The sequence below is a fragment of the Pseudomonas sp. 43mfcvi1.1 genome (assembly GCF_900115935.1).
Lineage (GTDB): Bacteria > Pseudomonadota > Gammaproteobacteria > Pseudomonadales > Pseudomonadaceae > Aquipseudomonas > Aquipseudomonas bijieensis.
In genome coordinates this window covers 21786-35102 of sequence record NZ_UETT01000008.1, presented here as the reverse complement: position 1 = coordinate 35102, position 13317 = coordinate 21786, and the positions used below count along the sequence as shown (strand labels likewise).

Here is a 13317-nt window from a genome sequence, read left to right as displayed (position 1 = left end):
AGGTAGATGGTATGAAAAAACGAGAATCTAAAGCGCTAGCCAAAGATATAGTAAGCGATGTACCTGTTGCTGATTATGCTGAGGCATTAATTGATGCTTTTGTAGAAAGTGACATGCTTAAAGAAGTTCCTATTGTGTCCACCGTTTTTGGCATGTCAAAAGCTTATCGTAGGTTTAAGGGGGCAAGGTTCAAGCAGAAGGTCAAGGAGTTCTGCGAGTCTGCCGGAACGTACTCAGATGCAGAAATGAAAGAGTTTTCGTTGATGCTCGAAAGAGAGGGTAAAAAAGATGAACTTGTAGTTGAGCTTATAGAGTTTGTCGAGAAGGTGGACTCGGAGCAGAAGGCGAAGATTCTAGGTGGGGTCTTTCGTCGTCTGGTAAAGAAGGAAATTACCCTTGCGCAGTTTCATGACCAAATAAGAATTACTAACGCTATGATGCTTGTGGATATTTTTCATTTTATGCACGGCTATCATAATGATTATCTGCTTCAGGATGGCTTGGGAGATATTCTATTGGTGTTGCGAATGTCCAAAAGAGAAATATCACTTGCTTCGCGAAATAAAAGTATGCTGAGTAGCGAGACGGTTCAGTATATTAAGACGTCTTTTGTGCTCACTGGTGTGGGTGAGTGTTACTTGGAAAGCTTGCATCAGGTTTATCTCGATAAAATACAGCCAGAGCATCTGTTTGTACGAAATGGTAAATAGGAAGTGTTTTTATTGCGGGGCTGGTCCTAAGCGATTAATCTCTAGATTTCCTGAGTCCGATGTTAACGATATTCTCGTTGCTTTGGGTTGTCAAAGCTCGCCGTGCGAAGCTTTTGAAGGGACCGTACTTTTACTTCAGGCATCCTTGTCTCCTGCGCTGGGGATGCTCCTGTTCGGTGCGTCAGGCGATGACCTCCTGCTGCCCTACACTCTAGGGCATGGTCAATTCACGCTGAAATCATGACGGGCTGTTTTAGCCAATAGAGGCGAGCGTACAAGCCAACACTATGATTATTGACCAGTTTTTTGGCCTCATAAAAATTATTTGCTAGCGGCAAAATGATGGCTATGCTCATTTTTAGGGAAGTATTCAAAACTAAATGCGTGATCGTAGATTCAATGTTTTGCTCATGAGGTAAGAGCGGGTTGAATGTTGGTGCGTTTTACGAAGTGGATGTATAAAGCAGTAAGTTCGAGACATATCTCTAGTTTTGTTATTGTCTTTTAAATAATGATTGTTGAGATGGTTTAGGGGCGCTTATGAGATTTATAGCCGTGTCTGCTGGTTTCGTGATTGTTGCTACTATATTGAATGGGTGCTCATTTTGGTCTGCAAAGGAACACCCAATTCAATTGTCATTTGAGGATTTAGGAGCGGATTATGAGTCGCGGGGGGATGCTCAGGGTCACGAGAACAGAACATCCGTAAATATTACTGGCCTTTCATTGCCAATATCTGCGGGTCAAACTGTTACCTCCCCTGGAGGAGAGCTTCCCGACTTACTAGCTCTCCCTATCTCTGCTCAGTGCTCAAAAATGGTTGTGACAAAATTTAATACAGACGCGGTTTATAGCGATGTGGTCGGCATTAAAGCTGCACTAGATGGGCTTGCGGAGCAGGCAGTTGAAGTCAGCGTGGCGGACGTTAAGTTGACTTTGGCCTCTATTGGGTTGTCCAAGGTCAAAGGAAAAACCGCTCAAGAGGCAGGAGCTGATCTTCAACTTTCATCAATAGCCAAAAGTATAGGGGCCAAATCGGTGGATGAGGCAGGGCTGACGGCTGCACAGTCAGATGCTTTCATGGCCAAATTGGCAGCGCAAGACAAAGTTAAAACGTCTTTGGCGGAGCTTAGGAAACTTGGTGGAAAGAAAAATATTGTTGTTGCTCGATGGTCGGGAGCCACGCAAACTGAAGGGGGGGTAGGGGTTGGATCTATCATTTCCGCTGATAGTAAAACGTCCTCAAAACAAACAGGTTATGTGATTTTAGCGGGTATTCGCGATACTTCAATTCGTCTCGGAAAAGACTTTGTTACACGAGTTCAGGTGGAGAAGAAGCAGTACGAAGATAATAAGGATTCGAATGATATTGAAACAATGTTTGGAGATCCATATATTGTTTTGTTTACTCGGGCGGCAAAATATGTCGCTTATAGCGAACAGGTTGACATGAGTGTTGCCTTGGCTGCAAAACTCAGATTAAGTCCTGAGCAGTTGACAGCAATCGGCGGGGCAGGGGTTCTTGATCTCTTGAAGCAACAGGAGCTTTCTTTGGGGTACGCGATTGCCTCTGCTTTGGCAGCAGCAAATCAAGGTAGTCTCTCTGAACCTAGTAGGGAAGAGTATGAGTATAGGTTCTGGGCTCGTGAAGTTCGCTCTAAGGCGATAGAGGAAGAGCAGAAGAGGTTGCAGGGATACTCAATTATTTACCATAACAGAGCGACAATAATACAAGCCAGAAATAGAATAGATGCATCTTCAACTGCGGCAAACGAATGCATGCACGTTGTCCCGAAGGCTGGAGCTATAGCGGATGTTGGAATTGAAAAGCTAGGGACAGAGTTTTGCCTTCCTGATCGTGCTGATATTCCTGCTCCTACTGCTGCTGATCCTACTCATACCGTAAAATGGAGTAAAGTCGACTGGTCGTTATGGAGGCCTAGGGGGAATCGTTGTATTGACCTGGCAGAGGATATACTGAAAAGGTAGCGCTATTATATTTTGTGATTTATATCTCAAGTAGGGACGTTCGCTAAAAGAGCGTCTCTAATCAGCTCAATTTCGACTTCTGTGAGCCCCAGAATCTCACGTTGTTGATAACGGACCATCGAGGCATTACGTTCAGCTCGATCCCTCAATCCGTACTGATGCACCCGAGCAATGCGGGCAAGGCGCCCAGTGAACCCAACACTGATTGCAGGACCATTAACTTTCGCTTTTAGAAAAGTCGCGGTGCGCATCTTCTGGAACATTTGAACCTTTCTCTTGACCCGCCCTTGCTTCCTTCGCAGGTTGCGTTGCTTGCGTGGTGCGTACTTGCTCCCGTCCGGGTTGCGTTGGGCGATGATCCTCTGTTGTTGGCTACGTCGTAGAGTTTGGCCGATGTTGCGGGCGAGTTTGTTGCGTGCTGTGGGCTCAAGCTGACCCAGTAGACCTCCGGCCCAGTCTTCCAGTGCTTCCAGTCGATTCGTCACTTTGGTACGACCCATTCGCTGCTGGAGTCGTGAGCGCCGGGTATCCATGCTGGGTCGAGAAACGCGGCAGTGCGTTGAGGTTCACCGGGGTGGCGGATAGTTGTCTTACCATCGGCGTCCTTCCCCACAATTACGCGTTCCGTCAGCGACAGGGTCAGGCTGAGGTTCACCTTGCTATTGTCCAGAATGTCGGCTTCGAACTGAATACCCTCTGCGGACTTGTTCAAGTTCTCAAGCAGATCGGCTTGATTCACTTTCAACCACCCCAGCACCGGCAACATCACACTGTCGGGATGGCCCGCGAAGTCCGTGAGGATCACCTGCAGATCAAAGCTGTACTCGAAGGACAAACTGGCGGCGGCAGTACATCGAATCTTGCCGTTGTCGATGAAGATCAGCAGTCGGTCGGGGTTGTGCTTGAGTTCGCCGATGGTGGTGAGCAGGTGAGTGCGCAGGCTTTCAGGTTTGTTCATCAGATCCGGGTCTTGTAGAGGGTATCAATCCCATAGATTCACCATCCGCCGCTGTGGTGCGGCCATCTGGGCTTCGGGCATCTGCACGGCCAGGCCTTGGGGCAGAATCGGCCCGTGGTCAGCCAGGCCGGGGTTAGCTTCGAGTACCGCCTCGGTCACGCCAGCTGTGCGGCCGTAGTGGCGCCAGCAAAGGGAATCGACGGTGTCGTTTTGGTGGGCGCGGACGGTGACCTTCATCAGATCAACTCTACGGTGGTGCGATTGACGCCGAGAAAGTCACGCACCGCCCAACGCAAGTCGCGGCGGTAATCGTCGATGTTTGGGGTGAGTTCTTCTGCGTTCTGGTGGCCGCTGTTTGTGGAGTCATAGGAGCGGTAGCGTTCGCAAACTTCAGCGCCGGTAGCGGCCTCAATGGCGCGGCGATAGAGATGTACCAGGACCAGTACGCCGTTGATGCGCTCGCCGGGCATGTCGGCAAGTTTCGTATGGCCGGCCGCTTGTTGGGTGGCGCGCCATGCGCTCAGCTCGCGGTTGACGCTGATGGCGGCGGCAACCGCGGCGGTTTCCAAGCGTGGCGCGGTGACGCTCGCGTCGATCCGCAGTGTGGCGCGCAACTGATCCAGGTCGATTGGGGGCCAGAAGACATCGGTATTGATAAGGCCGCTAGCGACGGTTCCGCCGGCTATAAATCCGCTCATAGAACAGCACTCAGAAATAGGTCGCCGGTGGTCGGGGCTTCACGTTCAGGTGGAGCGGCCTGGCCGATCCGCCCCGAGCCGGCGGGGTGCGTGGGGACGCTTGGTTAGCCGGCAGGGCCGGCGCGTTTGTTGAGCAGGCGTTCGGCCCGCTCCAGATCTTTCTTGCCACCACAGGCGTCGTGCAGGGCGATGGCTTTTTTCAGCAGATCCACACCGGCTTGAAGCTGGCCGGGTTGGCCTGGGGCCTCTTCGGTGATGCCTTCCAGCGTGGCGCGGCCCATGGCGAGAAACAGCTTGGCGCGAGCCTGGTCGGGCATGTCTTCGGCGTCGGTGAGTTCGGCGGTGCGATGCAGGGTTGCCAGGTCGAACGGTTCGCCGATCTTCTGGGCCTTGAAGGCTGCCGTGGCAACTTCCTCGGCGACCAGGCAACCCAACGTGCGGGCGAAGCGATCGGGCATGACCATCCTGTACTTCAGCACGTAGGTCGCGATGTCGAGGCCACCAGTGAAGTCGCCGGCATCGAAGCGCCAGACCATGACGGTGGTCATCACTTCGTCCTGAGCGCCTTTGCCGCCCTCCAGCACGCCTTGCACATAGGATTCGTAGCTTGGCAGTAGCAGGCGTTTGAGTTCTGCCTTGCCCTGGTTGGACTGGACCTGTTTCAGGCGCAAGCGGTCCTGCAAGAGCTGATTTAACTGGTGCTCGTAAGCCGTGGCGCCGGCCATGGTTTGGGTGGGGTCTGTGGCCGCCGCTTCGACAGCGGCGGTGATGCGTTCAAAGTGGCGGCGGCAGGGGTTGGTCATGGTGGGCCGCCTCAGTTCAGGGTGATGTTTTCGGCCAGGGCCGCGCAGCCCAGGTCTTCGATGACATAGCTTTCGTTCACCGACTCGAAGTTTTCGATGCGGTCGCGCTTGGCGTTGTCTATGACGGTGCGGCGGCGGGTGCCCTCCTGCCAGTACAGCGACAGGTTGTCGAGGCGGGTGACCATCAGGCCGCTGGCCGGGAAGTGCGGCACGCGCACGGCCGGCAGGTTGCCGAGGCGCTTTTGACTGGTGACGATGTCGGCGGCCAACATTTCAGTCGGTGCCTGTACGGTGTTGATGATGGGGAAGTATTTGTCGGCCAGCAGTTGGCGACCACAAATCACCACCAGTTCGGTGTCTTCTTGGTACCAGGGTTCGATGAACTCGTTGACCATGCTGACGACCAAGGCGTCGATGTTTGCGAAGTCTTTGTTGGCGCCGATTTCGATTTTGCCGCTGCCGTCTTTCACCTCGGTCATGACCCGGGCGGGGTTTTCCACGCGCATCTTTTGCAGCCAGCCGATGTTCACGTCTTGCAGCAGCTTGTTGATGGTTGGGTTGGATGTCGCGGCGCGGCTGATGCCGTTCCAACCGATCATGATCCGGTTGAGGGCCTGGGCCTTGATGATGGCGTCGCGAATGCGCGCTTGGAAGTCTTTGAATTTGGCCCACTGGTCCAGCTTCTGGTAGCGAATGCCGGTGTCGAAGTTGGTTTGGGTGCAGGTGTACCCATGGTCATCCAGACTGCTTGGATCGCGGGGTTCGCGGTCTTTGACGGTGGTGTCGGTGGTGCTGGCAATGGTGCCGTCGATGCTGATCCCGATCTTCTCCCCCGACTGTTCCGATACGCCGTAAATGTTGATGGCGCTGAGAAAGGCGCTGGACTCCTGGATACGGGTTTCCAGCGTCTGAGCAACGCTCGGGTCTGCGGTGAATTTGGTGGTGACGTCAGCCACTCCATGCAACTGCGCCAATTGCTGCAGGTAGGCGTTGAACAGTACTCGGGTGTCGTTACGCATGTTGATCGTCCTTGATGAGTCAGCAGTCGGTCATGACCTGGTTACCGCCGCCGGATACCTGCGGGCGCGTTTTCTGGTTGGGATCCTGGGTGGTGGAGAGCTGGGTTTTTAGCTCGGTCAGTTCGGTGCTGACTTGATCGAGTCGGGTTTGCAGCCCCTTCGAGAATTGCCTCTCGGCGGCCAGTTGATCGGGCAAATCCTTGACGTGTTCAGCGATGGCTTGGACTGCTTCACCGATCTGGGCGAACTCGCTGTCATCCTTGGCCTGTTTGCCGGTCAAGAGGATTTGAACCTTGTTGAAGAGCTGAGCGCTGATGCTTGGCTTCTCTTCGAATTCCTCAAATTTCAGCTCGGTCTCGACTGCCTCGGTGAACATGGAGGTCGCGGAATAGTGACGGTCCTGGAACGGGCTGGATTCGGGCTTCTGTGCTGAGAACGCCAGGACGTCGGTGCCCAGGCTGGCGGGGGAGTCGGTCACGGCTAGGCCGACGATGTAGGCCTCGCCCGTGTCGGCAAAGCTCTCGTCGATCTCGATGGAGGTGTAGATCTTCTGCTTGGCCTTGTTCATGGCAATCAGGTCGCTGGTAGGTTCGATCTTCGCGAACAGCGCCAATTTCTTTTGACCGTTGACGTCCACCTCTTCGGCTTTAACCGCCAGTACGTCGCCGTAAGCTTTGAACGGGCTATCGGGCAGCAGGCTGCGGAAATGCTCCAGCCAGATACGGGCGCCGTAGGTGGACGGGTTGAAGTTCTTGGCGGCTTGTTCCAGCCAACTGCGTTTGATGGTGCGCTTGTCCGACGTGGCGCCTTCGATGGCGACGCGGAACCAGTTGCTGCGGTACTTCTTCATGCCGGGAATTCTCAGTGCGTTGCAATGAGGGGCATGGTCGGCATGGGCGCGAGCGGCGGCAACGAGGCGGGACTGTAGGCGGGGAGGGCACAAGGGGCGGCGCTATTGAGTCGTCGCCGTGGGCGGCAGCATCTCGGCATGACGACCGCCTTGCTGCCCATCGATCCCCGACGCCAATCCAAGTTTCTGTACTGGATGGGCTGGCGCGTCTGCGAGATCGCCGAGGCGACCGGCGAGAAGGAGAAAACGCTACACAGCTGGAAGGCCCGCGACAAGTGGGACCGGGCCGACAACGTTGAACGCATCGGCGGCGCCCTTGAGGCGCGCTTGGTGCAGTTGATCCTCAAGGACAACAAGACCGGCGGCGATTTCAAGGAGATCGATCTGCTGCATCGGCAGCTTGAGCGCCAGGCCCGCATTCAGCGTTACCAAAGCGGTGGTACCGAAACCGACCTCAACCCGAACCTCGCCAAGCGCAACGAGGGGCCGAAGAAAAAGTCACCGAAGAACGACATCAGCGAAGACCAGATCGAGCTGCTGCGCGAGGCGTTCATCGACGGCTGTTTCGACTACCAGAAAGACTGGTACCGAGCCGGCAACCAGCGGACCCGGGTCATCCTCAAAAGTCGCCAGATCGGCGCCACGTACTACTTCGCTCGTGAGGCGTTCGTCGACGCTCTGGACACCGGTCGCAATCAGATTTTCCTGTCGGCTTCGAAGAACCAGGCCTACCTGTTCCGTGGCTACATCCAGGCCTTCGCCCGGGAAGTCATCGGCGTCGAGCTGACCGGTGACCCGATTGTGCTGCCCAACGGCGCCGAGCTGTTTTTCCTCGGGACCAACGCCCGCACCGCCCAGGGCTATCACGGCAATTTCTACTTCGACGAGTTCTTCTGGACGTTCAAGTTCGAGGAGTTGAACAAGGTTGCCTCGGGCATGGCGATGCACAAGAAGTGGCGTAAAACCTACTTCTCCACGCCGTCGAGCATGGCCCACGAGGCCTACACCTTCTGGACCGGCGAGCGCTTCAACAAGGGCAAGCCTGCCGCGCAACACACTAAAGTCGATGTGACCCACGGAGCGCTCCAGCAGGGTCGATTCTGTGAGGACCGGCTGTGGCGACAGATCGTCACCATCCTCGACGCCGAGCGGGGCGGGTGCGATCTGTTCGACATCGAAGAGCTGCGCCGGGAGTACAGCCCCGAGGCCTTCGCCAACCTGCTGATGTGCGAGTTCGTCGATGACGGCGCGAGCATCTTCCCGCTGTCGGTGTTGCAGCCTTGCATGGTCGATAGCTGGGTGGAGTGGGCCGAGGACTACAAACCTTTCGCCATGCGTCCGTTCGGCGACCGCCAGGTATGGGTCGGCTATGACCCGGCCGAGACGGGCGATTGTTCGGGCCTGGTGGTGGTCGCGCCGCCCCTGGTGCCCGGCGGCAAATTCCGCGTCCTCGAGCGCCACCAATTTCGCGGCATGGACTTCGCAGCCCAGGCCGCCGCCATCAAGGGCGTGTGCGACCGCTACTGGGTCACCTACATCGGTATCGATGTCACCGGCCTGGGCAGTGGCGTTGCCCAGCTGGTGCGCCAGTTCTTCCCGGCGGTGACCACCTTCAGCTATTCGCCCGAGGTGAAAACCCGCCTGGTGCTGAAGGCCTACGACGTGATCCACAAGGGCCGGCTGGAGTTCGACGCCGGCTGGACCGACATGGCCCAGTCGCTCATGGCGATTCGCAAAACCATCACCGCAGGTGGACGGCAGTTCACCTATACCGCAGGGCGCAACGACAGCACCGGTCATGCCGACCTAGCTTGGGCGCTCTTTCACGCATTGCAGAACGAACCGCTCGAAGGGCAGACCGCTGCCAATACCGGGCGAATGGAGATTTTCACATGACCAAACAACTTGCCAGCCAAGAGCTACTGTCGGCTACCCTCGACGCCGCCAGTGCGGGTACCCAGGTGTTCAGTTTCGGTGACCCGACGCCGGTGTTGGGTGGTCGGGAGGTGTTCGATTACTTGGAATGCTGGTTTAACGGGCGGTGGTATGAGCCGCCGTTGTCGCTTAACGGCTTGGCTCGGTCGGTGGGGGCGAGTGTGCATTTGCATTCGGGGTTGATGTTCAAGCGCAACCTGTTGAGCAAAACTTTTATCCCGCATCCGATGTTGTCCCGGGCGGCTTTTGAACAGTTCGCCCTGGATTTTCTGTGCCTGGGCAATGGCTATCTGGAAAAGCGCCGTTCGGTGCTGGGCAGCACCAGGCAACTGGTGCCGTCGCTGGCGAAGTACATGCGGGTCGGGCCGGAGGGGCAGTTCTATCAGGTGCAGGGGTGGAAGGACGAGCACGCGTTTGAGCCGGGGAGCATTTTTCATCTACGTGAGGCGGATTTGCATCAGGAGATTTATGGGCTGCCGGAGTGGATCAGTGCGTTGCAGTCGGCGTTGTTGAATGAGTCGGCGACGCTGTTTCGGCGTAAGTATTATGAGAACGGGAGCCATGCGGGGTTCATTCTGTACATGACGGATGCGGCGCAGACTGAGGCGGATATTGATGCGTTGCGTAAGGCGCTGAAGGAATCCAAGGGGCCGGGGAATTTCCGGAATTTGTTTGTCTACTCGCCAACGGGCAAGAAGGATGGGATTCAGCTAATCCCTGTCAGCGAGGTAGCGGCCAAGGACGAATTCAATTCGATCAAGAATCAGACTCGTGATGATGTGCTGGCGAGCCTGCGTATCCCCCCGCAATTGATGGGGATTGTTCCCCAGAATGCAGGTGGGTTTGGGTCTATTAGAGAGGCCACAGAACTGTGGATAGAAAACGAATTAGAGCCAATCCAAGCAAGATTTATGCAGATTAATAATTGGGTTGGTGAGGATGTGGTTAAATTCAATATTAGATATGAGCAGTTACTTATAACGTGAGTAGTCCCTTGCTATGTCATGGAGATGTATTTCGAGGTTGGTAAACTGCTTGTTGATATTATCTATGAATGTGAAGATTTTTGGTTCCAGTGTGATTAGTAGATACTCTGTAGGTTCCTCTATGGTTATTCCCAATGCATCAAGAAGAGAGATCATGGTGCGGAAGTGAATTTCGATTATTTTGTTGTTTCCAGGGGCGTATGTGGAATTTGTTTTGTGGATTTGTTCCGATATGCGATCTATGATGTTTCTGTAATAATCTGAAGGTGTAAAAAAAGCGTCGGTAGAGTCAGGGAATAGGGCGTTGTAATAGCGATTGATATTGAGGTTTTGATATTTTATGCCTGAGTCGTTTTTTGAAATTAACTCGGCGACAAAAATTTTGAAGTCGGTGGATTTTTGGAAGTGTCGATTGATTTTCTGTGTTTTTATTGTATTGATGTAGGTCATTATCGCGATCGTCGAACCAATGGCGGCGAATGCATACGTTCCGAAGGCCACACCAATCTTAAAAACTTTAATTGGCTCTTGAAGTATCTTTGCTGCCAAGCTAAAGCATCCTGGGTTGAAACAGAATTTAAGTTGTTCTTGATGTGCTATCGATATAGATAAAAATGCCGACATTGAAATGATAATAATTAGAATGGCGACGCAGAAGAAGGTTAGTGTGATAAGGGGTTTTTTATAGTGCATGTTCAGCTGCGCTTTTTGTGGGGGTTAGATCTTTGATGGTTTTCCAGATTTTGTTTGCTTCATGTTTATATGTTCTTTGTAATAGTATTAATCTGTGGCGCAGGCGGTGATAACGCTTCATGTATAAAGGAGAGCTGCAAAGTGTTTCATGGTCTCGCATAAGAGTTGAAAGCATTACAAGGCATCTCTTTATGTCCTTCTGAGATGGTAGCGGTAAAATATCTCTCAGGTCTTGTCGGTGCTTATGATACCTAGGATGACCAGTGCGTGCGAGTTTGTTGACTCGGCCGGAAACACTCTCATAAAGTTTTCTGTAATGGAAACTCGTTCTTGCGTTGGGTTCTTTGGATAGGATTTTTAAGTTGTTGACCGCAGCTCTAATTCTTTTTATTTCGTCTCTAGGTAGTTGTGGTGTGTTTTTATTTATTCTAAGTCCGTGAATTTTGAAAGCCGTTGTTGAAATTGATTCTATGCAGGTTTTGTCTTCATTGATTCTAAAGCCGGCATTTTGGATCATTGAGATGATTTTGTCTTTGGCTTTATTTAGGTCTTTATCTTGAGTTGTTGATGAGACGGTTATGTCGTCAGTAAGGCGAGTGTAGTTAAGATTTTGTCTCTCCAAGCCTTTGACAATCCCGCCCTCAATATCAAAAAAACATAAGTTTGCGATGAAGCTGGATGTAGGTGCTCCTTGCGGTACAACACCTTCACGAGTACAAATTCCGGCTAATGTTTCTGAAACTTCGTCGGAATAGAAGAAAAGTTCTCTGAATATTTTGTAGACCAAATCATAGTCGATATTGTCAAAGAATGACGTGATGTCGATTTTCAAGATGGTCTTGGCTTTACAGTGTCGACTTGCGCAGGAAATGTAATCGCGTGGGCAGTCTGGGTCTGATATGGAACCGTAGAGATATTTCGGATATCTAATTTGAGTAAAAATTCGGTTTTTAATACGGCGTTGGATCTTTCTTATTAACGGGTGAGGGTCATATACGATTCTGTCATCGCCGTTTTTTTTCTTTAGATTTATCGCAGTATATCGATCTTTAGTTTCTAAGGATTGAATAATCTTGAAGTCGGCTTCACAGATGCCCAGTGCGGAAATGAGATTGTCAACAGAAAAAATGGACTCGTCCGTAAGTTTTTTTGGTACGTATTCGTCCATGCTGAAGACTTTCCTTAGATGTATTAGCCCGCTGCCTCCTCGCGGAGGAAAAGAGTAGAGAAGTATACGTGTGAGCAACCCGAAACTGGCTTGCCTCTACCCTACGAGCGGATCTAATCATTGAGATGGTATCGTCGGTGCGGATTGGTTTCCTTGCCGCCGCCAGCCCACTTGGTAAGACCTAAAATCAGGTTCTACCGCCGTTTCCATTGAAGGACACAGCAAGGTATCTCGGGATTTTCTGCTCAACTGCTACATATGAGCGAAACGCTCATGCCAGAATGACACTACATCAGAATCCCTTCCGGTTCAATTAACCTCTTATATCTAAAGTGAATAATTAGCTGGCTAATTTATTAAATTAGTGTAGATGATTATTGTTCGCATATTTATCATTTCTGTTTGCTCGGCGCGCGCCGTCATCCCCCCACCACGCCTGCGTGCTAAATGGGTCTTTTTTTCTGCAATTCTGCGCAAGGCTGAACTCAGCCAAGGCGGAGCGTTGTCATGATGTTCGCAGGGGGCAAAGAGCCTGCGAATCCCTGCGAAGGAAAGGGCAGCGTAGTGTCATGGACTTGCCTACTCATTTGCATCGTCGCTGAATCAGTAAATTGCATACGTGCTGACCAACCGTCTGCATTCAACTTACCAGCACACCTCGTAGTGACGACCAGTAGAGAACTATCCAAAGTGTATGTTTTGTGAGCCTCAGCTAACCTATACGTGAATTAGGACGTCGGGCCGACCTGTCGACGTCACTAGAACACGTCATCTTCGGCCCGAAGTCCATTGGCGGAGCAGCATCAGATCTTACGCTTGACCTCCTGCATGTATTCAATCCAGTCAGCATATGGGGTGACGTATAAGTGATAGCTGTCCAGCCCGGACGCCGGTGGCCAGGTTACATGTTTACTGATCACAAAAATCTCATGCTCAGAATCGACGTAGTAGCCAGTTACGACGTTCCGCCCATAAATGCCAGGAGTCGGCGTTCCTGTCATCGTTTCGGGGTGATGGTGCTTCTTCGTCCAGATCACCTCATCTTCGACCCAGCGTTTGATTTCCGTGAAGTTGTCCCTTATCTGCTCTGGCCTTGAGAACCAGCTTTGAAACAGCTCGGAGGCGTGTTCTCGTACGCTTTCCTCGAGGGGAATGCCACCTAAGGTCAGGCTGCTCAGGTAGTGGCTCACTGCTTTCGTGATGATGGAGTTGCGCGGCTCGCCCGTGCGTAGCGCCCAAAGATCCAGCTGTTCACGGACATTGTCATTTAGTCGTACTGATAGCATTTTGATTCTCATTCATGTTGTACTGCTGAGTGCATACACAGTATGCGTGAAGGATGCATACTATGTATTGTTTGGCCCTCGGTCAATATTTTCAGACACCGAGACGCCATGTGCCGGCGCGATGCGGCTTGATGTAGCTGGCTTCGATGGCGTCTCCTCAGATTGGGTCCTTCGCCAAGCGTGAGTTACCATTTGGCGCCAGATTTTTTGAAGCGCGTTCGG

At 52.5% G+C, this 13317-nt stretch carries 14 protein-coding genes; 4 read left to right on the top strand and 10 right to left on the bottom strand.

The window, feature by feature from the left end:
• Positions 1–11: 11 nt before the first annotated feature.
• The gene (locus DTP52_RS16445) at positions 12–710 is read left to right on the top strand and encodes a hypothetical protein (RefSeq protein ID WP_109754318.1); all 699 of its coding nucleotides are present in this window, start codon (positions 12–14) and stop codon (positions 708–710) included.
• 540 nt (positions 711–1250) lie between these two features.
• Entirely contained in the window at positions 1251–2699 is a 1449-nt protein-coding gene (locus DTP52_RS16440; protein ID WP_146206861.1) for a hypothetical protein, read from the top strand.
• Positions 2700–2725: 26 nt separating this feature from the next.
• Here DTP52_RS16440 and DTP52_RS16435 read toward each other — a convergent pair whose 3' ends face one another.
• The 7 genes from DTP52_RS16435 to DTP52_RS16405 all read right to left on the bottom strand — a co-directional run bounded on the left by DTP52_RS16435 (position 2726) and on the right by DTP52_RS16405 (position 7027).
• Entirely contained in the window at positions 2726–3184 is a 459-nt protein-coding gene (locus DTP52_RS16435; RefSeq protein WP_109754523.1) for a phage virion morphogenesis protein, read from the bottom strand.
• Positions 3181–3657 (bottom strand): phage tail protein, encoded by a 477-nt coding sequence (locus DTP52_RS16430; RefSeq protein WP_109754316.1) that lies wholly within the window; start codon positions 3655–3657, stop codon positions 3181–3183. The genes DTP52_RS16435 and DTP52_RS16430 overlap by 4 nt, the downstream gene beginning before the upstream one ends.
• Positions 3658–3681: 24 nt before the next feature.
• On the bottom strand, positions 3682–3894 hold the full coding sequence (locus DTP52_RS16425; RefSeq protein WP_109754315.1) for a tail protein X: 213 nt from the start codon (positions 3892–3894) through the stop codon (positions 3682–3684).
• Entirely contained in the window at positions 3894–4355 is a 462-nt protein-coding gene (locus DTP52_RS16420; RefSeq protein WP_109754314.1) for a head completion/stabilization protein, read from the bottom strand. Before DTP52_RS16420 ends, DTP52_RS16425 begins: the two co-directional genes overlap by 1 nt.
• A gap of 104 nt (positions 4356–4459) precedes the next feature.
• Positions 4460–5158, bottom strand: coding sequence for a terminase endonuclease subunit (locus DTP52_RS16415; protein ID WP_109754313.1), 699 nt, complete (start codon positions 5156–5158; stop codon positions 4460–4462).
• A gap of 11 nt (positions 5159–5169) precedes the next feature.
• Positions 5170–6177, bottom strand: a complete 1008-nt coding sequence (locus DTP52_RS16410) for a phage major capsid protein, P2 family (RefSeq protein ID WP_109754312.1) — start codon at positions 6175–6177, stop codon at positions 5170–5172.
• Positions 6178–6196: 19 nt separating this feature from the next.
• On the bottom strand, positions 6197–7027 hold the full coding sequence (locus DTP52_RS16405; RefSeq protein WP_109754311.1) for a GPO family capsid scaffolding protein: 831 nt from the start codon (positions 7025–7027) through the stop codon (positions 6197–6199).
• 138 nt (positions 7028–7165) lie between these two features.
• On the opposite strand from DTP52_RS16405, the gene DTP52_RS16400 reads away from it, so the two are divergent.
• Together DTP52_RS16400 and DTP52_RS16395 are read left to right on the top strand one after the other, a co-directional pair.
• Complete coding sequence (locus DTP52_RS16400; RefSeq protein WP_109754310.1) at positions 7166–8923, top strand: terminase ATPase subunit family protein; 1758 nt, start codon at positions 7166–7168, stop codon at positions 8921–8923.
• Positions 8920–9948 (top strand): phage portal protein, encoded by a 1029-nt coding sequence (locus DTP52_RS16395; protein WP_109754309.1) that lies wholly within the window; start codon positions 8920–8922, stop codon positions 9946–9948. The genes DTP52_RS16400 and DTP52_RS16395 overlap by 4 nt, the downstream gene beginning before the upstream one ends.
• Here DTP52_RS16395 and DTP52_RS16390 read toward each other — a convergent pair.
• The 3 genes from DTP52_RS16390 to DTP52_RS16380 all read right to left on the bottom strand — a co-directional run bounded on the left by DTP52_RS16390 (position 9934) and on the right by DTP52_RS16380 (position 13095).
• Positions 9934–10641, bottom strand: a complete 708-nt coding sequence (locus DTP52_RS16390; protein ID WP_109754308.1) for a retron Ec48 family effector membrane protein — start codon at positions 10639–10641, stop codon at positions 9934–9936. The genes DTP52_RS16395 and DTP52_RS16390 overlap by 15 nt on opposite strands.
• The gene (locus tag DTP52_RS16385; RefSeq protein WP_109754307.1) at positions 10631–11809 is read right to left on the bottom strand and encodes a reverse transcriptase family protein; all 1179 of its coding nucleotides are present in this window, start codon (positions 11807–11809) and stop codon (positions 10631–10633) included. Before DTP52_RS16385 ends, DTP52_RS16390 begins: the two co-directional genes overlap by 11 nt.
• 803 nt (positions 11810–12612) lie before the next feature.
• Positions 12613–13095 (bottom strand): hypothetical protein, encoded by a 483-nt coding sequence (locus DTP52_RS16380; protein WP_109754306.1) that lies wholly within the window; start codon positions 13093–13095, stop codon positions 12613–12615.
• Positions 13096–13317 lie beyond the last annotated feature (222 nt).

What these genes read in the sequence shown, in the direction of transcription:
- DTP52_RS16415 (WP_109754313.1), bottom strand. Translation starts at nt 5,158, where the DNA reads ATGACCAACCCCTGCCGCCGCCACTTTGAACGCATCACCGCCGCTGTC.
- DTP52_RS16420 (WP_109754314.1), bottom strand. Translation starts at nt 4,355, where the DNA reads ATGAGCGGATTTATAGCCGGCGGAACCGTCGCTAGCGGCCTTATCAAT.
- DTP52_RS16445 (WP_109754318.1), top strand. Translation starts at nt 12, where the DNA reads ATGAAAAAACGAGAATCTAAAGCGCTAGCCAAAGATATAGTAAGCGAT.
- DTP52_RS16405 (WP_109754311.1), bottom strand. Translation starts at nt 7,027, where the DNA reads ATGAAGAAGTACCGCAGCAACTGGTTCCGCGTCGCCATCGAAGGCGCC.
- DTP52_RS16385 (WP_109754307.1), bottom strand. Translation starts at nt 11,809, where the DNA reads ATGGACGAATACGTACCAAAAAAACTTACGGACGAGTCCATTTTTTCT.
- DTP52_RS16425 (WP_109754315.1), bottom strand. Translation starts at nt 3,894, where the DNA reads ATGAAGGTCACCGTCCGCGCCCACCAAAACGACACCGTCGATTCCCTT.
- DTP52_RS16390 (WP_109754308.1), bottom strand. Translation starts at nt 10,641, where the DNA reads ATGCACTATAAAAAACCCCTTATCACACTAACCTTCTTCTGCGTCGCC.
- DTP52_RS16430 (WP_109754316.1), bottom strand. Translation starts at nt 3,657, where the DNA reads ATGAACAAACCTGAAAGCCTGCGCACTCACCTGCTCACCACCATCGGC.
- DTP52_RS16380 (WP_109754306.1), bottom strand. Translation starts at nt 13,095, where the DNA reads ATGCTATCAGTACGACTAAATGACAATGTCCGTGAACAGCTGGATCTT.
- DTP52_RS16395 (WP_109754309.1), top strand. Translation starts at nt 8,920, where the DNA reads ATGACCAAACAACTTGCCAGCCAAGAGCTACTGTCGGCTACCCTCGAC.
- DTP52_RS16440 (WP_146206861.1), top strand. Translation starts at nt 1,251, where the DNA reads ATGAGATTTATAGCCGTGTCTGCTGGTTTCGTGATTGTTGCTACTATA.
- DTP52_RS16410 (WP_109754312.1), bottom strand. Translation starts at nt 6,177, where the DNA reads ATGCGTAACGACACCCGAGTACTGTTCAACGCCTACCTGCAGCAATTG.
- DTP52_RS16400 (WP_109754310.1), top strand. Translation starts at nt 7,166, where the DNA reads ATGACGACCGCCTTGCTGCCCATCGATCCCCGACGCCAATCCAAGTTT.